The sequence below is a fragment of the Pseudonocardia kujensis genome, from assembly GCF_021283305.1.
Taxonomy (GTDB): Bacteria; Actinomycetota; Actinomycetes; order Mycobacteriales; family Pseudonocardiaceae; genus Pseudonocardia; species Pseudonocardia kujensis.
In genome coordinates, this window is record NZ_JAJSOK010000081.1 from 13,311 (window position 1) to 33,557 (window position 20,247).

The following is a 20,247-nucleotide window of genomic DNA, read 5'->3' on the forward strand; positions in this document are numbered from 1 at the left end:
TCAGGGGGTGGCGGCCTTCGAGCCGTCGGGCGCCACGGCGAACCACGTGCCGCCCTCGCCCTGGCCCGCGGTGGTGGTGAGGCTGCCGTCGTCGCCGGCGTAGCGGTAGAGCGGCCAGCCGGCGAGGGTGACCTGCCTGCTGCCGTCCTCGCGCGTGACCGTGCCGACCTTGCTCGAGTCGACGCCCATCAGCTCGGGCTGCTGGCCGTCCGGGAGCAGGACCGGCGGCCACTCCGCGGCACAGTCCTCGGTGCAGGTCGTCTTCGGCGGGGTGGCGGAGTCGCCGTCGTAGCGGTGCATCACGTGTCCCGCCGCGTCGGTGACGACCGTGCCGAGCGGCCCGCTCTGCACGGCCCACAGCTCGACACCGCCGTCGCCGTGGTGCATGCCCGCCATGTCGCCGCCCGTGCCCTGCATGCCCTGCATCGAGGACATGGACGACATGTCGTGGCCCTGCATCTGCATCTGCTGGTTCTGCGCCTGGGGAGCGGCCTGCTCGTCCTGCGCCCCGGAACCGCAGGCGCTCAGGGCGAGGGTCCCGGCGGCGGCCAGGCCGACCAGGATCAGGTGCGTGCGGCCCATCGGGGTCTCCTCTCGGTTCGGCGGAGACGGTAGGCCCGGCACGACGGGAGGACGCGCGACCTGAAGGGGAGGTTGCGTCCGCACCGCCGATTCGCGCCCACGGCGAGGCGAGTGGCCGCGGGTTGGTCCGCAGGGAGCAGCACGCACGGCCGGACGTGCGACGCCCCGTTCTCAGGTTCGTCGACGAGCGGGCGAGCGGCCGTGCGACGATCCGCCCGTGGACGACGACGGGCTCGCGGACGCGCTGCACCGCGCGGCCGATGCCGCGGCGGCGTTCCGTGCCTCGCTCCCCGAGCGGCCGGTGGTTGCGCCTGCCGGACCGGAGGAGCTCGACGCGGCCTTCGGCGGGCCGCTCCCGCGCGCCGGTGCCGATCCCGGCGCGGTGGTCGACGCCCTGGTCGCGGCCGCCGAACCGGGCCTGACGGCCAGCGCCGGGCCGCGCTACTTCGGCTTCGTCATCGGCGGGGCACTGCCCGCCGCGACGGCGGCCGAGGTGCTCACCGCGGGCTGGGACCAGTGCGCCTTCACCACCGCCCTGTCACCAGCGGCCGCCGCGGCGGAGCGGGCGGCCGGCCGCTGGCTGCTGGAGCTGCTCGGCCTGCCGCTCACCGCGTCGGTCGGCTTCGTCACGGGCGGGCAGGCCGCCAACACCGTCGGCCTGGCCGCGGCCCGGCACCACGTCCTCGCCGCCGCGGGGTGGGACGTCGAGGCCGACGGGCTGGCCGGGGCCCCGCGTCTCCGGCTCGTCGCGGGCGTGGAGCGGCATGCGACGATCGACCGCGCCGCCCGGCTGCTCGGCCTCGGCCGCAGCGCGCTCGTGCCGGTGGCCGCCCGTCCGGACGGGGCGATCGACGTCGCCGACCTCGACCGGGTCCTCGCCGGGGTGGCGGGCGAGCCGGTCGTCGTCTGCCTGCAGGCCGGCAACGTCAACACCGGCGCCTGCGACGACCTGCGCGCCGCCGCCGGGCTCGCCCGCGGGCACGGCGCGTGGGTGCACGTCGACGGTGCGTTCGGGCTGTGGGCCGCGGCCGATCCCGGCCTCGCCCACCTCGTCGACGGCCGGGAGCTCGCCGACTCGTGGGCCGTCGACGGGCACAAGTGGCTCAACGTCCCCTACGACTCCGGCTTCGCGATCTGCGCCCACCCCGCGGCGCACGCGGCGGCCCTGAGCTACACCGCGAGCTACCTGACCGGCTCGGGCGCGGCCGTGCCGGAGCTCGGCGACCTGACACCCGAGTCCTCCCGCCGCGCCCGCGGCTTCGCGGTCTGGGCCGCGCTGCGCGAGCTGGGCGCCGACGGCCTCGCCGGGCTCGTCACGCGCTGCTGCCGGCTGGCGCGGCGGTTCGCCGACCGGCTCGCCGAGGGCGGCGCGGAGATCGGGGCGGAGATCGGGGCGGAGATCGGGGTGGAGATCCCGGCGCCGGTCGTCCTCAACCAGGTCCTGGCCGGGTTCGGCGACGACGACCGCACGGACCGGGTGATCGAGGGCGTGCAGCGCGAGGGCACGTGCTGGATGGGCGGCACCACCTGGCGCGGGCGCCGCTACATGCGGATCGCGGTCAGCAACGCGACCACCACCGAGGCCGACGTCGACGCGTCGGCCGCGGCGGTGCTGCGGGTCGCGCGGGGTGTCTAGGCGTTCCGGATCGTCAGCCCGCCGTCGACGACGATCGTCGCCCCGGTGATGAACGACGAGGCGGGCAGGAGCAGCGAGACCGTGGCGTGCGCGACCTCCTCCGGGTCGCCGTAGCGGCGCAGCGCGGTGCGGCGGCGGGCGAAGATCTCCTTGTCGGAGTCCGGGATCCGGGCGGTCATGTTCGTGCGGATCGGGCCGGGGCACACACAGTTCACCGTCACGCCGGTCTTGCCGTACTCCACCGCGAGCGAGCGGGTCAGGCCGATCACGCCGTGCTTCGAGCTGGTGTACGGGGCGATCTGGGCGGTCGCGCCCAGGCCCTCGGTGGAGGCGATGTTGACGATCCGGCCGTCGCCGTTGCGGACCAGGTCGGGCAGCGCGGCGCGGGCGAACAGGGTCTGCGCGGTGAGGTTGACGGCGAGGGTGGTGGCCCAGGCCTCGGCGAACCCGTCGTCGGCGAACGGCAGGTGGATGCTGACGCCGGCGTTGTTGACCAGGCCGTCGAGCGGGCCGAGCGCGTCGCGGACCTCGGCCACGGCGGCGGCCGGCGCGGCGGGGTCGGACACGTCGGCGACGACCGGGTGCACGGTGGCCCCGACGCCGCGGATCTCGTCGGCCACGGCCTTGAGTCCGTCGGCGTCGCGGTCGACGATCCCGACCTTCGCGCCCTCGTCGGCGAGCAGGTGGGCGGTCGCCCGCCCCATCCCGCTCGCGGCGCCGGTGACGAGGACGACCCGGTCGGCGACCGACCGGCTGAGCTTCGTGAGACGCGGCATGGATCAGGACTACCAGGAAACCGGGCGGAACTGAACGCTCGCTCAGGAGTACGGGCGTCACCAGGCGGGTATGCATAACTCATGCATGAGCGCCTCGGCAACCTGCTCGGCGCCGCCGCCCTCGCGCTGTCCGACCTGATGCTGGCCCGGGTGCGGGAGGCGGCCGGGGTGAGCGTGAGCGCCGCCGCGGCGCTGGTCGTGCTCGCCCACGCGCCCGGACTGAGCGTGACGGAGCTCGGCCGGCGGGTGGGGCTCTCCCAGCCGGCCAGCGCGCGGATGGTGATGTCGCTGGAGGCCGCGGACCTCGCCCGGCGCGGCCCAGGCGAGGGGCGGACGATCCCGGTCGCGCTCACGCCGGCCGGCGAACGGACGGTCCGGGAGGTCCTCGCCGCCCGGGCGGACGGCACGGAACAGGTCCTGGCGGGCCTCGGCGAGGACGACCGCCGCGCCCTGACCCGCCTCCTCGAAGGCCTCCTCGCGCAGCTGTACGGCGAGGTCGGCAGCTCCGACCTCCTCTGCCGGCTCTGCGACCGGGCCCGGTGCACGGACGGCGCGACCTGCCCCGTCGGGCAGGCCGAGCGGGACCGGGGGCGGTGACCGGTGGGCGCCGCACTCGCCCTGGTCTCGGCACTGAGCTACGGGCTGTCCGACGTCGTCGGCGGGATCGTCGCCCGACGGATGCGTGCGGTGCACGTGGCCTTCCTGGGCCAGCTCGGCGGGCTGCTCGCCGTGGCCGTCGCCGCGCCGCTGCTGACGCCGGCTTCGCCTGCGGCGCCCGACCTCCTGTGGGGCGCGCTGTCCGGGCTCGGGACCGGGCTCGGGATGGCCTTCCTGTTCCGCGGCATGGGCCGGGGCGCGATGTCGGTCGTGGTCCCGGTGAGCGCGGTCGGCGGGGTCGCCCTCCCCGTCCTGGTCGGCGTCACGCTGCTCGGTGAGCGGCCGGCCTGGCCGACCTGGGTCGGGGTGGGGCTGGCCCTGCCCGCCCTCTGGCTGGTCTCGCGCTCGTCGACCCCCTCACCGGACGGCGGGCCGACCCCCGGGTCGGTGGCGGACGGGCTGGTCGCCGGGGTCGGGATCGCGATCCAGTACCTCGCGCTCGCGCGGGCCGCCCCCGCCGCCGGGCTGTGGCCCGTGCTGGCGGGCCGGGTCGCCGCGCTCCTCGCCGTCGGGGTGCTGGCCTGCACGCTGATGCGCGGCCTGCCCTCCGAGACCGCGGGCGCCCGGCGCCGGGCCGGGCTCCGGGCGGCCGCCGCCGGAGGGTCCGGCGTGCTCGCCGCCGCGGCCTTGGCGGCCTATCTGGTCGCGGCGCAGAGCGGGTTCGTGACGGTGGCGGTGGTGCTGTCCTCGCTCTACCCGCTCGTCCCGGTGGTGATCGGGGTCGCCGCCCTCGGCGAGCGCCTCTCCCGCGGGCAGGTGCTCGGCCTGGCCGCGGCGACCGCCGCGGCCCTGCTGATCGCGCTCTCCTGACCGTGCTCCCCCGACCGTGCTCTCCCGGCCGGCCGGTCAGGGCAGGAAGAGGCGCACGACCTGCCGCTCGACGGCGGCGCCGGTGGACATGTCGGCGACGAAGCTGGAGACGACGCTGCCGGTGGCGCCGGCGTAGCGGCCGCTGCCCGCGACCCGCCACGTGACCGAGCCCAGCATGACCGGGTCGCCCTCGGCGGACGGCTCGAGGGAGCCGCTGCCGATGGTCGTGAGGTCCAGGCTGCCGTCGCCGAGGTTGAGGGTCCCGGTCTCGTCGAACGTGGTCGGCCCGGTGACCTGCACGCGGCTCTCGTAGCTCGCGAGGTCAGGGGCGTCGCCGGGGTCGCCGTCGAGCACCGTCACCCGGCCGCTGCCCGACTTCACCGCGAAGGCGGGCGGCTCGCCCTCCGGGGGCGAGGCCTGAGGTTCGAACGTCAGCAGCAGGGTCAGGCGGCGCACGGCGACCTCCTCGCATCGGTGTGCGAGGAGGCTCGACCCGATCTCGGGAAGCGTTAGGCGGGCGGCACGGACTGGGTCAGGTTGACCGCGTTGCCGTCGGGGTCCTGGATGTGCGCCACCCGCTGGCCCCACGGCATGTCGTTGGGCGGCCCGAGCACCGTGCCGCCGAGCGCCTCGACCCGCCCGAGGCGGGCGCGCACGTCGTCGACGTCGATGCCGAGCAGGACGGGACCCGGGGCCGCGGGTGCCTTCTCGTCGTTGACCAGGCCGAACTCGGCGGCCCCGGCCCGCAGGCCGACGAAGAACGGGGCGCCCTCGGCCGGGTACCGCTGCGTCTCCTCGGCGTCGAGCAGGCCGCGGTAGAAGGCGAGCATCCCGGGGAGGTCGCTGGTCAGGAGGATCGGTTGGATCGTCGTCACATCAGGAGGGACCGCTCCGGCGCGCGGAAGTCATCGCTCACGCCTGCACCCACAGGCTGACGGCCAGCCCGAGGCCGGCGAGCGCGATGCCGATCCGCAGCGGCGTGGCCGGCACCCGCCGGACGATCGCCGGCCCGACCCGCGCACCCAGGAGCAGCCCCGCCGCCAGCACGCCGACGGCCGCCCAGTCGACGGGCGCGACGATCGCGAACACCACCGCCGCGACCAGGTTCGCCGCGCCGGTCGCCAGGTTCTTGGCGGCGTTGGAGCGGGCGAGGCTCTGCGACCACGCCACCGACAGCAGGGCCAGCATCATCACGCCCGCGGCGGCCCCGAAGTAGCCGCCGTAGAGCGCGACCCCGAAGGCCGCGACGAGGGTGAGCGGACCGAGCGGGGTGGCGCCGCGGCCCGGCCCGGCCGACTCGACGCGGCGCTGGGCCCACCGCCTCAGCCGCGGCGCCGCGACGAGCAGCACCGAGGCCAGCGCGATCAGCCACGGCACGATCACCTCGAACGTGTCCGACGGCGTGACCAGCAGCAACGCCCCACCGGCCGCCCCGCCGACGGCGGTGAGCAGGCAGAGTCGCAGCAGCGTGCGGCCCTGCCCCGCGAGCTCGGGGCGGGACCCGGCGACCGAACCCACGGTCGTCCCGAGCATCGCGACGGTGTTGGTGACGTTGGCGATCACCGGCGGCAGCCCGACGGCGAGCAGCGCGGGGTAGGAGACGAGCGAGGCCAGCCCGGCGACGGACCCGATGAGGCCGCCGCCGATCCCGGCGAGGAACAGGAAACCGAGCTGCCAGGCGCTCACGGGACGGGGGTGACCAGGGCGCCGTCGGCGAGGAATCGGTCGAGGTTCTCCAGGACCACCCGCTCCATCGCCGTGCGCCCCGGTGGTGGCAGGGTCGGCGCCTCGTACTTCCTGGCCAGGGCCTCGGCCGGCGAGGGCTTCATCCGGCCCGTCGAGAGCACGCGCGTCATCGGTCCCCTTCCGTGGGCCTCCATCCTGCGGCAGGCACCCTGGAGCGCTCCACGGAATGTGAGCCGTCACAGGTCGGCGAACGCCGCCAGGATCTGCGCCTCGGCGGTGCGCAGGTAGCTCGCGACCTCGCCGGCCGCCCGCTCCCGCTCCCCGGCCTCGACGAGCCGGGTGATGGTGTCGTTGCCGTCGAGGTAGGGCTCGTGGAACTCGCGCACCGAGGTCATCCGGTGGAAGACCAGCCGCATCTCCGCGAGCAGCAGGCCCATCTGCTGGTCCAGCCGGACGCTGCCGGCCAGGCCGACGAGGGCGCGGTGGAAGTGCTGGTTGGCCCCGGCGACCGCGGGCCAGTCGTCGTGCGCGGCGGCCGCGCGGCCCTCCTGCACGGCAGCCCGCAGCCGTCCGACGGCCTCCGGGTCGCCGGCGCGCTCGCCCTCCCGGACCGCGGCCGGCTCGATGAGCAGGCGGGCGCGGTAGACGTCGCGGACCGCCTCGGCGTCGGGGACCGCGACGAACACCCCGCGGTTCGGCTCGCGGACCAGCACCCGCTCGGCCACCAGCTGTGACAGGGCCTCACGCACCGTGTTCCGGGAGACCCCGAGCGCATGGGAGAGCGCCTGCTCGGGTAGACGGCCACCGGGACGCAGACGGCCCTCGACCACCTCGTTGCGCACGGCGTCGGCCACCCGTTCGGCCGTCGAGGTGCGCGCGACGAGGGCCCGCGCCTCGGTGAGCGAGGCGAGAGCGGCGCCGGCGGGATCCGCGATCGTCACCGGGCAGAGCCTACGTGACCATCGTGTTTCCGAGTTGCGACTTCCTCTTGCTGGATTGTTGAGCAATCCATACGCTCACCACCTGAGCGACCGGGTGTGGTCCCGGTCATGTCCGGCGGGAGGGCACGTGAGCGCGAACGGCGGCAAGTCGCACGGCAGGACCGACGGCAGGACGCACGACGGGGAACCCGGCGGGGACCCGGCCGCGAGGGACACGGGCCCGGACGGACCGGGCGGCGGCACCAGCCGGCCCGAGGGACAGGGCCGGGCCCCGGCGTCGGGGCCGGCCACCGCCGTCGCGAAGGGCGGCCGCGGCGCCCTGCTCGGCGCGATGTTCCTGATGGCGACCAGCGCCATCGGCCCGGGCTTCATCACCCAGACCACGACCTTCACGGTCCGGCTCGGTGCCGCCTTCGCCTTCGCGATCCTGGTCTCGATCCTCATCGACGTCGCCGTGCAGCTGAACGTCTGGCGGGTCGTCGGCGTCTCCGGCCGCCGGGCCCAGGACCTGGGCAACCGGGTGGCGCCGGGCGCCGGCTGGGTGCTCGCGGCGCTGGTGCTGATCGGCGGATTCGTCTTCAACATCGGCAACGTCGGCGGCACCGGCCTCGGCCTGAACGCCATGCTGGGGGTGGACGCCAAGATCGGCGGAGCGGTCTCGGCGGTGATCGCGATCGCGATCTTCCTCAGCAAGCGGGCCGGCGTCGCCCTGGACCGGATCGTGGTGCTGCTGGGCGTCCTCATGATCGGCATGACGGCGTACGTCGCGATCGTCTCGCACCCTCCGCTCGGGCAGGCGCTGCGCAGCTTCGTGCTGCCGGACACCGTCGACTTCCTGTCGATCACGACGCTGATCGGCGGCACCGTCGGCGGGTACATCACCTACGCCGGCGCGCACCGCATGCTGGACTCCGGGGTCACCGGACCCGAGAACGTCGGGCCGATCACCCGCAGCTCCGTGCTCGGTGTCGTCGTCACCGGCGTCATGCGGATCGTGCTGTTCCTGGCGGTGCTCGGCGTGGTCGCGGGCGGGGTCGCGCTGGCGAAGGACAACCCGTCGGCGAGCGCCTTCGAGGCCGCGGCCGGCCAGGTCGGGCTGCGGCTGTTCGGCGTGATCCTCTGGGCGGCGGCCATCACCTCGGTGATCGGTGCGGCCTACACCTCGGTCTCCTTCTTCACCACCGCCCGGACGTCGGCGCGCACCCGGAACCTGCTGACGATCGCCTTCATCGCGCTGAGTGCGGTGGCGTACCTGCTGATCGGCACCGCGCCCGTCACGCTGCTGGTGTTCGCGGGCGCCTTCAACGGGCTGATCCTGCCGATCGGCTTCACCGTGGTGCTGTGGGTGGCCTGGCGGCGCCGTGACCTGCTCGGCGGCTACCGGTACCCGCGCTGGCTGCTGGCCGTCGGCGTCCTCGCCTGGCTGATCGCGCTGTACCTCGGCTGGTCCTCGCTGGCCGCGGTGGGCAGCCTGTTCTCATGAGCTTCGACCTGAACTCCGACCTCGGCGAGTCCTTCGGCCGCTGGGAGCTCGGCGACGACGAGGCCATGCTCGGCCTGGTGACCAGCGCGAACGTCGCCTGCGGATTCCACGCCGGGGACCCGTCGACGTTGCGCCGGACCGTCGCGGGCGCGGCGGCGAACGGGGTGGTCGTGGGCGCGCAGGTCGCCTACCGCGACCTCGCGGGCTTCGGCCGCCGGTTCATCGACGTGCCGCCCGCGGACCTCACCGCCGACGTCCTGTTCCAGATCGGCGGTCTCGAGGCGATGTGCCGGGTCGCGGGGACGGCCGTCCGGTACGTCAAGCCGCACGGCGCGCTCTACAACGCCACGGTGCACCACCGGGAGCAGGCGAAGGCCGTGGTGGCCGCGGTCGCCGAGTACGACGCCGCGCTGCCGATCCTGGGGCTGCCCGGCTCCGAGCTGCTGCGCGCGGCGGAGGAGGCGGGCCTGCGCGGGGTGCCCGAGTTCTTCGTCGACCGCGGCTACACGCCGGAGGGCGCACTGGTCTCCCGTCGGGAGGAGGGCGCCGTCCTGCACGATGCCGAGGAGGTCACCGCGCGCCTGCTGCGGATGCTCGACGAGGGTGTGGTCCGGGCCGTCGACGGCTCGGACGTGCGGGTCTCCGCCGAGTCGGCCTGCGTGCACGGCGACTCCCCGGGGGCGGTCGGCATGGCCACCGCGGTGCGCGCGGGGCTGGAGAAGGCCGGCGTGGAGCTGAAGGGGTTCGTGTGAGGGTGCTGCCCTACGGCGACGCCGCGCTCCTGCTCGAGCCCGAGGGGGAGATCGCGGAGGTCGTCGCGCTCGCCGACGCCTGCCGGGGGGCGGAGCTGCCCGGGGTGCTCGACGTCGTCCCGGCGGCCCGGACCGTGCTGCTCGTCGCCGAGCCCGGCTCCGACCTCGGCCGGCTGCGTGCGGCCGTCGACGAGCTGGAGGTCCGGCCGGCCGAGGCGGGCGCGCCGGCCGGGACCGTGGAGATCCCGGTGGTCTACGACGGCCCGGACCTCGACGACGTCGCCCGGCTCACCGGCCTCGACCGCGCGGAGGTCGTCGCCGCACACACCGGCACGCCGTGGCGGGTCGCCTTCGGCGGGTTCGCCCCCGGCTTCGCCTACCTCTCCGGTGGTGACCCCCGGCTGCGGGTGTCGCGCCGCGAGGAGGCGCGCACCAAGGTCCCGCCCGGGTCCGTGGGGCTGGCCGGGGAGTTCAGCGGGGTCTACCCGCGGTCGTCGCCGGGCGGCTGGCAGCTGATCGGCCGCACGGACGCGCCGCTGTGGGACCTCGACCGCGACCCGCCCGCGCTGCTGCAGCCGGGCGCCGAGGTGCGGTTCGTGGAGGTCTCGTGATCGAGGTGCTCGATCCCGGCCCGCAGGCCCTGGTCCAGGACCTAGGCCGACCCGGCCTGGCCGCGATCGGCGTCGGGCGGTCCGGGGCGGCCGACCGCGCGTCCTTGTGCCTCGGCAACCGCCTCCTGGCCAACGACGAGGGTGCCGCGGGCATCGAGATCCTCCTCGGTGGGTTCGCCGCCCGGGCCCGCACGGACCTGCTGGTCGCCCTCACCGGTGCCCCCGCCCCGGCGAGCGTCGACGGCCGCCCGGTCGGCCACCAGGCCCACGTCCGGCTCCGGCGGGGGCAGGAGCTGCGGCTCGGCCCGCCGCCGGCCGGCCTTCGCACCTACCTGTGCGTGCGCGGCGGCATCGCGGTGCCCCCGGTGCTCGGCTCGCGCAGCACGGACGTCCTCTCGGGCATCGGCCCCGAGCCCCTGGAGAAGGGCGCCGAGCTGCCGGTCGGCCCGGAACCGGAGGCGTACCCGGTGATCGACTACGCGCCGGTCGCACCGCCCGCCGGGGGGCTCGTGACGCTGCGCGCGATCTCCGGCCCGCACGCCGAGCACGCCGTCGATCCCGGGGCCCTGACCACCGCCCGCTGGGTCGCCTCCGGCCGCACCGACCGCGTCGGCATGCGGCTCGAGGGCGCCGCGCTGGAGGTCGCGGAGGGCGCCGGCTCGCTGCCCAGCGAGGGGCTCACCCGCGGCGCGATCCAGCTCCCGCCCGGCGGCGAACCCGTCGTCTTCCTCGCCGACCACCCCGTGACCGGCGGCTACCCCGTCATCGCGGTGCTGTGCGACGCCGACGTCGACCGCGCCGCGCAGATCCGCCCCGGCCAACCCGTCCGCATCACCCCGAGCAGGGAGACCGCATGGAGGACCTGACCCCCGCCGAGGCCCGCGCCCGTTTCCGCGCCGGGCTCGTGACCCCGACCGCCGGATGGTGTGCCGGCTGGACGCAGGCCAACCTGATCGCGCTGCCCCGCGCCCTGGCCTGGGACTTCCTGCTGTTCGCCCAGCGCAACCCGCAGCCCTGCCCGGTCCTCGACGTCCTGGAGCCCGGGGAGTTCGGCGGCCCGATCCTCGACGGCGACGTCCGCACCGACATCCCGCTCTACCGCGTCTACCGCGACGGCGTGCAGGTCGCCGAGACGCCCGACGCGCGCGAGTTCTGGCGGGACGACCTCGTCGCGTTCCTGGTGGGTTGCAGCTTCACGTTCGAGCGGGCACTGCTGGCCGCGGGCGTCCCCGTGCGGCACGTCGAGGAGGGCCGCAACGTCCCGATGTACCGGACGAACCGGCGGTGCCGCGGCGCCGGGGCGTTCGGCGGCCCGATGGTCGTCTCCCTGCGCCCGGTCCCGGAGCACCTGGTGGACACCGCGATCGCCGTGACCGCCCGTTACCCGTCCGTGCACGGGGCACCGGTGCACGTCGGCGACCCCGGCGTGCTGGGCATCGCCGACCTCGCCACGCCGGACTACGGCGACGCCGTGACCGTCCGGGAGGGCGAGGTGTCGGTGTTCTGGGGATGCGGGGTCACGCCGCAGGCGGCCGTCGTCGAGTCCCGGCCCTCGCTCGCGATCGCGCACGCCCCGGGCCACATGCTGATCACCGACGCCCGCGATGCCGACTACCTGGTCGGCCCCGAGCCCTTGGTCGGTGTCCCCGCGCAGCAGATCTGGTCGAGGTAGCCGGTCAGCGTCCGGCGGATCTCCTCCGGCGACGTGAGGCACGGCCGCGCGCAGCCCTGGAAGATCAGGCCCTGGAGCAGGGCGTCGAGGCAGCAGGCGGTGGTCTCGACGTCCAGGTCCGCCCGCAGCTCGCCACTGCCCGCGAGGATGCCGACCGCCCGGTGGGCGAGGCGGCGGATCCCGGCACCGGTCTCCTCGCTGATCGCCGCCAGCGCCGGCGACGAGCGGGCGTGCGCCGCGAGGGCGAGGTAGATCTCGGGGTCGGCGCGCTGCCGCTCGTCGACGGGCAGCAGTTCGAGCAGCATCCGCTCCACGCCCGTGCGGTCCGCAGCCTGCGCCAGCAGGGGCACCACCCGGGCCGCGCCGCTGGTCACCGTCTCGACCATCGCCGTCTGGAGCAGGGCGTCCTGCGTGGGGAAGTAGTACCGCAGGGCCGTGGGGGACAGGCCCGCCTCCGCGGCGACCGTGCGCACCGACACCCCGGCGATCCCGTCGCGGCGCAGCACCCGCCAGAGCGCCTCGACGATCTCGGCCCGCCGGGCGTCGTGGTCGGCGAGGCGGGGCACGGGCTTTGTCTACCACGGCGTGGGCAGGTAGGTTCTGGTACAGCCGTACTAGCAACGTGCCGTGCCGGTGGGGGAACCGCCGGGGGGTCGGCACGGACGTCGCACGGTGCGGCAGGCGCGGTCCCGGTCGCTGACCGGGGCCGCGCTTCCCCTGAATGCCGTCTCAGGAGTGTCTCGGCGTCGTAGCGGTGCTTGCAACGGACGTTCACGTGCCCCCGCTAGGGTCGGCCGCGTGCCCACGCTCCGAGCACGCATCGCGTCCTGGTTCGTCCGCCGTCAGCTGACCCGCATGAACCGGAAGGGACTCGACCTGGGGTCGTTGCTGCCCGACTCCGCGCTCATGCCGCTGCGCCGCGAGGGGCTCGATCCGATCGCGGCCCTGGCCGAGTCGCGGGAGGCCGCGCCGGTCAGCCGGTTGGACCTGCCGCTGAAGATCGACGTCTGGCTGGTCACCGGGCGGGACGAGGTCCGCTCCGTCCTCGGCTCGGTCGACACCTACTCGAGCGACTTCAACCACCTCGCCGTGCAGGTCGGGATGGCCGAGAGCGAGAACCCCGGCGGCCTCGGCTTCTCCGACCCGCCGGTGCACACGCGGCTGCGCAAGCTCCTCACGCCCGAGTTCACGATGCGCCGGCTCGCCCGCCTCACTCCGCGCATCGAGGAGATCGTGGGGGAGTGCCTCGACCGGATGGACGCCGCCCCGGGCCCGGTCGACCTGGTCGAGGAGTTCGCGCTGCCCATCCCGTCGCTCGTGATCTGCGAGCTGCTCGGGGTGCCGTACGCCGAGCGCGAGGCCTTCCAGGAGGTCGCGACCGCGCGCTTCGACCTGCTCGGTGGGGCCAGCGCCTCGCTCGGCGCGATCTCGGACTCGCTGGTCTTCCTGCGCGAGCAGGTCAAGAAGCAGCGCGACAGCCCGACCGACGGGCTGCTCGGGATGATCATCCGGGAGCACGGCGACCGGGTGGACGACGAGGAGCTCGCCGGGCTCGCCGACGGCGTCCTCACCGGCGGCTTCGAGACCACGGCGTCGATGCTCGCGCTCGGCAGCATCGCGCTGCTGGAGGACCCGGAGGCCGCCCGGATCGTCCGCGAGGGGGACGCGGGGCCGGTGGTCGAGGAGCTGTTGCGCTACCTGACCGTCGTGCAGGTGGCGTTCCCACGGTTCGCCACCCGGGACGTCGAGATCGGCGGGGTCACGGTCAAGGCCGGGGACGGGGTGATCTGCTCGCTGCTCTCGGCCGACCGGGACGGCGAGCTGCTAAAGAGCTTCGACCCGCACCGCGCCCCGGCCTCGCACTACGCCTTCGGTCACGGCATCCACCGCTGCATCGGCGCCGAGCTGGCCCGGATGGAGCTGCGCGCCGCCTACCCGGCCCTGTTCCGCCGCTTCCCCGACCTGCGCCTCGCGGTGCCGGTCGACCAGCTGGAGTTCCGGGACGCCTCGATTGTCTACGGGGTGGAGAGGCTGCCCGTGCTGGTGCGCTGAGCCCACCGTCGAGCGCCGGTGTCGTCGGGCGGTCGTCCGGCAGCGCCGGTGCTCACCTCACGCCGCGGAGGGGAGGTCCGCCCGGGCGAGGAAGCCGGCGACCACGGTGCGGCAGGCGTCGGCGAGGTCGTCGGCGCGGGTGGCCAGCTCGGCCCGCACCGCGTCGAGGTCCACCTCGGCGGCGACGGCCACGGCGACCTCGGGCGGCCACGACCCGGACCAGGCCGCGAACACGTCGGGTGTGATCTCGGGATGGAACTGCAGGCCGAGGTGCGGCCCGGAGGCGAAGGCCTGCAGGGCGACGGCGTTGCGCGCCAGCTCCTCCGCCCCGGGGGGCAGGGTGAAGGCGTCGTGGTGGAACTCCATCCACCGGCCGGCCGGGAGCACGTCCGGACGCAGGGCTTCGAGGTCGACGAACCCGCGCTCGGGCTCGGGCGCCCGTCCGACGGTCCCGCCCAACGCCCGGGCGAGCGCCTGCCCGCCGAAGCAGATGCCCAGCACGGGCGTGCCGACCTCGACGGCCCTGCGCAGGAACGCCAGCTCGGGCGCGAGCCACGGCAGGGTGTCGTCGTAGGCCGCGTGCGCCGAGCCCATGACCACGACGAGGTCGCGCTCGGCCGGGTCCGGGACCTGCCCGCCGTCCAGGAAGGTCGCGATCTCGGCCTCGACGCCCTGCTCGGCGAGGGCCGGCAGGACGGTCCCCGGGATCCGGCGCTGCCGGACCGGGTCGGTCTCGTGGACGACGACGAGTGCGCGGGGGGCGAGTGCGCGGGGCATGCCCCCGTGGCTACCGGCCCGCCGCTCTCCCGTCCACCCCACGACCCGGGCAGGCGGCGTGGGACGCCGCACACCCGATGCCGACAGGGCTCGCCTACCCCGCCCCCACCAACCGGAGCGCGAACTCCGTCTGCTGCCACACGACCTCGTTCTCGCTGAGCTCGCCCTCCTCGCGGTACCAGGTGGCGAGGCCCATGCCGAGGTCGAGGATCGCGTAGGAGGCCAGGCGGGCGGAGGGCACGTGGAACCGACCGGCCGCGACCCCCTCCTCGACCAGCCGCCGGAAGGCGCGCTCGTACTCGGCCCGCTTGCCGAGGACGGTCCCGCGGTGCGGCTCGACCAGGCTGCGCATCTCGCTGGCGCCGACGAAGGCCTCCATCCGGTGCCGGGCGTGGAAGCGGACGTGCGCGTCGACGGCCCGGCGCAGCCGCTCGACCGGGTCGTCCGTGCCGGTCACCGCCCTGCGGTGCAGCTCCAGCAGCCCGTCCATGGTGGTGGTCATCAGCTCGACGAGCAGGTCCTGCTTCGAGGCGACGTGCTTGTACAGGCTCGGCCCGCGGATGCCCACGGCCGCGCCGATCTCGGCCATCGTGGTGCCCTCGTAGCCGCGGGCGGCGAACAGCCCGAGCGCGGCCACGCGGATCGCGGTCCCGGTACCCATGCCCACCCCTCCCGGCTAATGCGTGATAGCCGTGACCGTGACACTACGCCCTGACGTATGGTCCGATGGCTAGCAGCCGTTAGCCGATGAACCGAGGAGGCACCGTGGCCGTGCAGGGACTCGACCTGCCGAAGCTCCAGGCGTACGTCGAGGAGCACGTCCCGGGCACCGGCCCGCTGACCGCGGAGCTGCTGCACGGCGGCCGCTCCAACCTCACCTACCGGCTCACCGACGGCACCTCGACCTGGGTGCTGCGCCGGCCCCCGCTGGGCGGGCTCACGCCGTCGGCGCACGACATGAAGCGCGAGTACACCGTGGTCGCGGCGCTGTACGGGCACGGCGTGCCGGTCGCGCGGCCGATCGTGCAGTGCGAGGACGACTCGGTCATCGGGGCGCCGTTCGCGGTCGTCGAGTTCGTGGACGGGCGGGTGATCCGGACCCGGGACGAGCTCGACGCCCTCACCGACGCCGAGGTGCACGACTGCGCCTTCGCGCTGGTCGACGCCCTGGCCGCGCTGCACGCCGTCGACCCCGCCTCGGTGGGGCTGGCGAAGTTCGGGAAGCCGCAGGGCTACCTCGGCCGGCAGGTCCGGCGCTGGTACGACCAGTGGACGCGGGTGCGGACCCGGCCGCTGCCCGACGTCGAGACCCTGCACGAGCGGCTCGCCGCGATCACCCCGGAGGAGTCCGGCGCGTCGATCGTGCACGGCGACTTCCGCATCGACAACGCGATCCTCGGGCCCGCGGACGTCACCGAGGTGCGCGCGCTCGTGGACTGGGAGATGTCCACGCTCGGCGACCCGCTCTCGGACCTCGGCCTGCACATCGCCTACTCCGACCCGGCCTTCGACCCGGTGCTGGCGGGCGGCGCGGCGGCGACCTCGACCCGCCTCCCCGCGGCCGACGACCTGGCGGCCCGCTACGCCAAGACCTCCGGCCGCGACGTCGCCGACTGGCCCTTCTACCTGGCCCTCGGCTACTTCAAGGCCGCCGTGATCGCCGAGGGCATCCACGCCCGGTTCGTCGCGGGCAAGACCCTCGGCGAGGGCTTCGAGACCGTCGGCGGCGCGGTCGAGCCCCTGGCCGCCGCCGGGGTCCGGGCGCTGGGGAGCTAGGCGCTCGCCGGCCGGCTCCGGTAGAGCAGCAGGGTGTCGCGGCCGAAGGACCATGCCAGCGCGCCGAGGGCCACGGCCACGAGCACGACGGCGGCCGCCACCGGCAGGATCCCCGCCGCGGCCACGACGAGCACGATCCCCTGCGCCGCGGCCACGGCCTTGGCGGAGAAGCGGGCCGGGAGGTTTCCGGTCAGCCACGGCAGCACCCACCCGGCGGCGACGAACGCGTACCGCAGTCCGCCGATGACCAGCACCCACGGCCCGGTCACGGCGGCGACCTGCACGCTCAGCACGAGCAGGAGGTAGGCGTCGGTCTCCATGTCGAACCGCGCGCCCAGCGCGCTCGCGGTGCCGGTGCGCCGGGCCACCCGCCCGTCGACGAAGTCGAGCGCCAGCGCGACCGAGGCCAGGCCCACGAGCGGCACCAGTGCGGGCCGCCCCGCCACGAGCCCGTCGACGACGAGGGCCGTCACCCCGCCGATCAGCACCGCCCGGCCGAGCGTGACCAGGTCCGCGGGACCCAGGGCACCGGTCCCCGCGCGGCGGGCCGCCCCGGCGAGCAGGGTGTGCAGCCCGGCGCCGTAGGCGACCCCGGCCAGCCACCCGGCGGGGCCGAGACCGGCCGCCGTCGTGAGCGCGGCGAGCAGCACGAGCTGGAGGACGGCCGCGGCGGCCTGCTGCCGGTCGAGCGGCAGGGCCGTGCCCGGGGACCTCGTCAGGGGGCTCTGCAGGTACACACTCCCTACACGGACGGGTGGCGGCGACGGTTCAACGGAGGCGCGGATGGAGTGGGACGCGAGGCTGAGTACCCCGGGATCGCCGGTCTGCGCACCGGACTGGCTGGCGTTGCGGGAGCCGGCCGACGCCGAGGCCCGGGCCGCCGACCTCGTCGAGCCCCTGCGCGCCCTGGCCCCGCCGCTGGTGGTCCGCGACCTCGGGTGCGGCAGCGGGTCGATGGGGCGCTGGCTCGCCCCGCGGTTGCCCCGCCCGCAGCGCTGGTTCCTCCACGACCGCGACCCAGGGCTGCTGGCGATCGCGGCGGGGAGCGTCCCCGGCGAGCCGGTGCAGGCCGAGCTGGCCGAGCTCACCGACCTCGCGGGCACCACGCTGGTGACCTGCTCGGCCCTGCTCGACCTGCTCACCGCGGAGGAGGTGCGCCGGCTCGCCCGGCTCTGCGTCGGGGCCGGCGCCGCGGCCCTGTTCACCCTGTCCGTCACCGGCGGCGCCCGCCTGGCCCCGGCCGAGCCGCTCGACGCCCGGCTCGCCGCCGCGTTCGACGCCCACCAGCGCCGGCCCGTCGCCGGTCGCCGGCTGCTCGGACCCGATGCCGGCACGGTGGCGGCCGAGGCGTTCGGTGCCCTCGGCGCCACCGTGACGACCCGTCCGAGCCCCTGGCGGCTCGGACCCGCGCACCCGGAGCTCACCGAGGAGTGGCTGCGCGGCTGGATCGCCGCCGCCTGCGCGCAGGAGCCCGCGCTGGCCGCGGAGGCCGGACCCTACCTGCGACGACGGCTCGAGGCCCTCGCGGCGGGCGAGCTGCGGGCCGAGGTCGGGCACGTCGACCTGCTGGCCCTCACCTGAAGGTGTCGAGGAACCGGTCGCGGAAGGCGTCCATCCGCCAGACCGGCGCGTCCGGCGCGGGCCTCAGCCCCGGCTGCCACTGCCACCCGGCGACCTTGTCGAGCACGGCCTTGTCCTTGGTGACGACCGAGATCGGGACGTCGTGGTTCGGGCTGCCGCCGGTGATGATCGGCGCGGCCTGGTGGTCGCCGAGCACGATCAGCACGAGATCGTCGTTGCCGTAGGTCTTCACCCAGGACACCAGCGAGTCGAGCGAGTACTGGATCGTCCGCCGGTAGCTGTCGCGCACCCGGGCCGGGTCGCTCCACACCGTGTCCGGCGGGTCGGCCGCGCGCACCTCCTCGTCGTACACGCTGCCGTCGCCCAGGGAGTTCCAGTCCCGCATGGTCGGCACCGGGGTCCAGGGCACGTGGCTGGAGGTCAGCGTGACCTCGCTCATCAGCGGTCCGCGGCCGGGCACGCCGTACTCCAGCTGCTGGAACCTCGACAGCGCGAACTGGTCCGGCATCGGGGACCAGCTGTAGTTCAGCCCGTGGTAGCCGAGGGCGTGGACGTCGTAGTGCTGGTCGACGCCGTAGAAGCCGCCCTCGGGCCAGGGCTCGGTGGTCCCGGGCATGACGTCGGCGGTGCGCCAGTCCGCCCGCTGGAACGCCTTGGTCAGCGTCAGCCGGTTGCTGGAGGTGAGGCTGCGGTAGCGCTGCTGGTTGTCGATCCACAGCCCGGACAGGAAGGTCGCGTGGGCGAGCCAGCTGCCGCCGCCGGCGATCGGCGAGGTCAGCCAGCCGCTGCGGGAGCCGAACCCGGCGGCCGCGAGGTCCTGGTCACCCTGTGCGAGGGTGGCGCCGACGCCCGCCGCGTACTGCGGGTCCTCGACCGCGCTGCGGCCGTAGCTCTCCACGTAGGCGACCACGACGTCCTTGCCCTTCAGCGCGGTGAGCAGCTGGTCGGACGGGGTGTCGCCGAAGGCGTCGGCGGCGGACTGCCGGGCGAACTCCCGCTCGTCGGCGAGGCTGACCGGGACCTGCTTCGCGGTGGCCCAGGCCAGCGACGCGACGCTGCGGGAGGCGAACGGGACCGGGGGCGCGAGCTGCGCCGCGAGCACCGCGCACACCACCCACGCCGCGGTGAGGGACGCGAGCACCCCGGCACTCACCCGGCGGCGCTCGCCGAGGAGCCTCGCCAGTCGGCGCACCGCGAGCGCCATCAGCACCGGCACCGCGACGACGAGCAGCCCCGCCGCGACCAGCGCCGCGATCCCGCCGGCCCGGCCGCACGACTCGTCCAGGAAGTCGACGGCGTTGCCGAGCAGCACGCCGTCGAGCACGGGGTCGAAGGGCCGGACCAGCACCGCGCGGAAGCCCAGGTCGGTGATCCGCAGCAGGAGCAGGACGCCGAGCAGCGCCCCGAGGACCAGTGCGACGACCCGGCGGGTCCGGCCGCGCAGCACGAGCAGCAGCGCCGCCCCGGCGAGACCTTCGACCGGGAGTCGCAGGAAGGCGAGCGGCTCGAGCTGCACGACCTCCGCCGGCGTCGTGAGCGCGACCAGCACGAACACCGCGGCGAGCGCTGTGAGCAGCACCGAGCCGATCCGCCGGATCCGACGCGGGCGGTCGTCGGACGCGGGCGGCGGCGCGGTCTCGGGTGGGCTGGTCACGGTCATCGGTGGTACTCCTCGGCACGGCGCGCGGCACCCCGAGCGGGCACCGGCACCAGAGGACACGGCCCCCGGGCCGCGGCGGTTCACCCCGCGCCCGGAATCAGCCGAGGACCTCGACCTCGTCGTTCGTGCGGATCGTCGCACCGGGAGTGTCCGGCACGAGGTTCGTCCCGAACACGAGCTTCCCGCCGGTCCGCCGGTGCCGGGCCAGGGTGGCGAGCGGTTCGCGGCCCTTCTCGGCGGTGTCCGGGTCGATCGTCGTGAACACGCAGCGGCCGCAGGGCTTGACCACCCGGAACAGGGCCTCGCCGATCCGGAGCGCGGTCCAGCCGTCCTCGGCCCAGGGCTCCGACCCCGCGACGACGACGTTGGGCCGGAACCGGACCATCGGCACCGGGCCCTCGCCCGGGTCGGGCCCCGCGGCGACGAGCTCGTTCAGGGCCGCGAGCGAGGCGTCCGTGGTGAGCAGCAGCGGGAAGCCGTCGGCGAAGGAGACGGTGTCGCCGGCGGCGCCGAAGTCGGGATCGACGGGCCGGCGGGTGGGGTCGTCGAGGTGCACGAGCTGCAGCGGCCGGCCGAGGACCCCGGTGAGCCACGCGGCCGCCTCGTCGCCGGCACAGGTGGCCTTGACCCGGTCCCGCCACACGACGACGTCGGCGAGCGGGCCGCCCGCGGGCACCGGCACGGACAGGGGCGCGACGCCCGGGCCCCGCAGGACGAGCCCCTCCCCGTCGGGCTCGGGGTGGACCAGCACGAGCCGGGGCAGCGCGCGGGCGGTGACGAACGTGCCGTCGGGCT

The 20,247-nt window shown here is 75.4% G+C and carries 24 protein-coding genes; 11 read left to right on the plus strand and 13 right to left on the minus strand.

Translation table 11 applies throughout. The features are described from left to right. On the minus strand, positions 1–582 hold the full coding sequence (locus LWC35_RS33985; RefSeq protein ID WP_232874599.1) for a hypothetical protein: 582 nt from the start codon (positions 580–582) through the stop codon (positions 1–3). Positions 583–799: 217 nt separating this feature from the next. On the opposite strand from LWC35_RS33985, the gene LWC35_RS33990 reads away from it, so the two are divergent. Beyond that, positions 800–2,218: a pyridoxal phosphate-dependent decarboxylase family protein gene (locus LWC35_RS33990; protein WP_232874600.1), complete on the plus strand. Its 1,419-nt coding sequence runs from the start codon at positions 800–802 to the stop codon at positions 2,216–2,218. Here LWC35_RS33990 and LWC35_RS33995 read toward each other — a convergent pair. Beyond that, positions 2,215–2,994, minus strand: coding sequence for an SDR family NAD(P)-dependent oxidoreductase (locus tag LWC35_RS33995; RefSeq protein ID WP_232874601.1), 780 nt, complete (start codon positions 2,992–2,994; stop codon positions 2,215–2,217). The two genes, LWC35_RS33990 and LWC35_RS33995, sit on opposite strands and share 4 nt — an antisense overlap. A gap of 81 nt (positions 2,995–3,075) precedes the next feature. Here LWC35_RS33995 and LWC35_RS34000 point away from each other — a divergent pair, with 81 nt between their 5' ends. Together LWC35_RS34000 and LWC35_RS34005 are read left to right on the plus strand one after the other, a co-directional pair. After that, positions 3,076–3,591, plus strand: coding sequence for a MarR family winged helix-turn-helix transcriptional regulator (locus LWC35_RS34000; protein ID WP_232874602.1), 516 nt, complete (start codon positions 3,076–3,078; stop codon positions 3,589–3,591). A 3-nt stretch (positions 3,592–3,594) separates the two neighbouring features. Continuing rightward, positions 3,595–4,461, plus strand: a complete 867-nt coding sequence (locus tag LWC35_RS34005) for an EamA family transporter (RefSeq protein WP_232874603.1) — start codon at positions 3,595–3,597, stop codon at positions 4,459–4,461. Positions 4,462–4,497: 36 nt separating this feature from the next. Here the strand turns inward: LWC35_RS34005 and LWC35_RS34010 are convergent, their stop codons facing one another. The 5 genes from LWC35_RS34010 to LWC35_RS34030 form a co-directional block, all read right to left on the minus strand. Then, positions 4,498–4,917, minus strand: a complete 420-nt coding sequence (locus LWC35_RS34010) for a hypothetical protein (RefSeq protein WP_232874604.1) — start codon at positions 4,915–4,917, stop codon at positions 4,498–4,500. Positions 4,918–4,970: 53 nt separating this feature from the next. Further along, a complete protein-coding gene (locus tag LWC35_RS34015; RefSeq protein ID WP_232874605.1) occupies positions 4,971–5,336 on the minus strand; it encodes a VOC family protein in 366 nt (121 codons plus the stop codon). A gap of 37 nt (positions 5,337–5,373) precedes the next feature. After that, positions 5,374–6,147: a sulfite exporter TauE/SafE family protein gene (locus LWC35_RS34020; protein ID WP_232874606.1), complete on the minus strand. Its 774-nt coding sequence runs from the start codon at positions 6,145–6,147 to the stop codon at positions 5,374–5,376. Further along, entirely contained in the window at positions 6,144–6,317 is a 174-nt protein-coding gene (locus tag LWC35_RS34025; RefSeq protein WP_232874607.1) for a hypothetical protein, read from the minus strand. Before LWC35_RS34025 ends, LWC35_RS34020 begins: the two co-directional genes overlap by 4 nt. A 66-nt stretch (positions 6,318–6,383) precedes the next feature. Next, a complete protein-coding gene (locus tag LWC35_RS34030; RefSeq protein ID WP_232874608.1) occupies positions 6,384–7,088 on the minus strand; it encodes a GntR family transcriptional regulator in 705 nt (234 codons plus the stop codon). Positions 7,089–7,407: 319 nt separating this feature from the next. On the opposite strand from LWC35_RS34030, the gene LWC35_RS34035 reads away from it, so the two are divergent. Genes LWC35_RS34035 through LWC35_RS34055 form a run of 5 tightly spaced genes read left to right on the plus strand, consistent with a single transcriptional unit; the run spans position 7,408 to position 11,606 of the window. Then, entirely contained in the window at positions 7,408–8,571 is a 1,164-nt protein-coding gene (locus LWC35_RS34035) for an NRAMP family divalent metal transporter (protein WP_232874622.1), read from the plus strand. Next, positions 8,568–9,323, plus strand: a complete 756-nt coding sequence (locus tag LWC35_RS34040; RefSeq protein ID WP_232874609.1) for a LamB/YcsF family protein — start codon at positions 8,568–8,570, stop codon at positions 9,321–9,323. The genes LWC35_RS34035 and LWC35_RS34040 overlap by 4 nt, the downstream gene beginning before the upstream one ends. Next, complete coding sequence (locus LWC35_RS34045) at positions 9,320–9,934, plus strand: 5-oxoprolinase subunit B family protein (protein WP_232874610.1); 615 nt, start codon at positions 9,320–9,322, stop codon at positions 9,932–9,934. The genes LWC35_RS34040 and LWC35_RS34045 overlap by 4 nt, the downstream gene beginning before the upstream one ends. Continuing rightward, positions 9,931–10,800 (plus strand): 5-oxoprolinase subunit C family protein, encoded by an 870-nt coding sequence (locus LWC35_RS34050; protein ID WP_232874611.1) that lies wholly within the window; start codon positions 9,931–9,933, stop codon positions 10,798–10,800. Before LWC35_RS34045 ends, LWC35_RS34050 begins: the two co-directional genes overlap by 4 nt. Then, on the plus strand, positions 10,797–11,606 hold the full coding sequence (locus tag LWC35_RS34055) for a putative hydro-lyase (RefSeq protein ID WP_232874623.1): 810 nt from the start codon (positions 10,797–10,799) through the stop codon (positions 11,604–11,606). The genes LWC35_RS34050 and LWC35_RS34055 overlap by 4 nt, the downstream gene beginning before the upstream one ends. Here LWC35_RS34055 and LWC35_RS40645 read toward each other — a convergent pair. Next, positions 11,546–12,172, minus strand: coding sequence for a TetR/AcrR family transcriptional regulator (locus LWC35_RS40645; RefSeq protein ID WP_232874612.1), 627 nt, complete (start codon positions 12,170–12,172; stop codon positions 11,546–11,548). The genes LWC35_RS34055 and LWC35_RS40645 overlap by 61 nt on opposite strands. Positions 12,173–12,461: 289 nt before the next feature. On the opposite strand from LWC35_RS40645, the gene LWC35_RS34065 reads away from it, so the two are divergent. Beyond that, positions 12,462–13,658, plus strand: a complete 1,197-nt coding sequence (locus LWC35_RS34065) for a cytochrome P450 (RefSeq protein ID WP_232874624.1) — start codon at positions 12,462–12,464, stop codon at positions 13,656–13,658. Positions 13,659–13,715: 57 nt separating this feature from the next. Here the strand turns inward: LWC35_RS34065 and LWC35_RS34070 are convergent, their stop codons facing one another. Both LWC35_RS34070 and LWC35_RS34075 read right to left on the minus strand, forming a co-directional pair. Continuing rightward, a complete protein-coding gene (locus LWC35_RS34070; RefSeq protein WP_232874613.1) occupies positions 13,716–14,435 on the minus strand; it encodes a type 1 glutamine amidotransferase in 720 nt (239 codons plus the stop codon). A 94-nt stretch (positions 14,436–14,529) separates the two neighbouring features. Further along, on the minus strand, positions 14,530–15,096 hold the full coding sequence (locus tag LWC35_RS34075; protein WP_232874614.1) for a TetR/AcrR family transcriptional regulator: 567 nt from the start codon (positions 15,094–15,096) through the stop codon (positions 14,530–14,532). 104 nt (positions 15,097–15,200) lie between these two features. On the opposite strand from LWC35_RS34075, the gene LWC35_RS34080 reads away from it, so the two are divergent. Then, a complete protein-coding gene (locus LWC35_RS34080) occupies positions 15,201–16,211 on the plus strand; it encodes a phosphotransferase family protein (protein WP_232874615.1) in 1,011 nt (336 codons plus the stop codon). On the opposite strand, the gene LWC35_RS34085 is transcribed toward LWC35_RS34080, so the two are convergent. Next, on the minus strand, positions 16,208–16,948 hold the full coding sequence (locus LWC35_RS34085; protein WP_232874616.1) for a CDP-alcohol phosphatidyltransferase family protein: 741 nt from the start codon (positions 16,946–16,948) through the stop codon (positions 16,208–16,210). The genes LWC35_RS34080 and LWC35_RS34085 overlap by 4 nt on opposite strands. A 46-nt stretch (positions 16,949–16,994) precedes the next feature. Between LWC35_RS34085 and LWC35_RS34090 the strand changes: the two genes are divergently transcribed. Further along, positions 16,995–17,792 (plus strand): serine/threonine-protein kinase, encoded by a 798-nt coding sequence (locus LWC35_RS34090; RefSeq protein WP_232874617.1) that lies wholly within the window; start codon positions 16,995–16,997, stop codon positions 17,790–17,792. Here the strand turns inward: LWC35_RS34090 and LWC35_RS34095 are convergent. Beyond that, positions 17,785–19,452, minus strand: coding sequence for an alkaline phosphatase family protein (locus tag LWC35_RS34095; protein WP_232874618.1), 1,668 nt, complete (start codon positions 19,450–19,452; stop codon positions 17,785–17,787). The genes LWC35_RS34090 and LWC35_RS34095 overlap by 8 nt on opposite strands. A gap of 97 nt (positions 19,453–19,549) precedes the next feature. Beyond that, positions 19,550–20,247 (minus strand): MOSC domain-containing protein (locus LWC35_RS34100; RefSeq protein WP_232874619.1); only part of this gene is annotated, 698 nt, incomplete at its 5' end.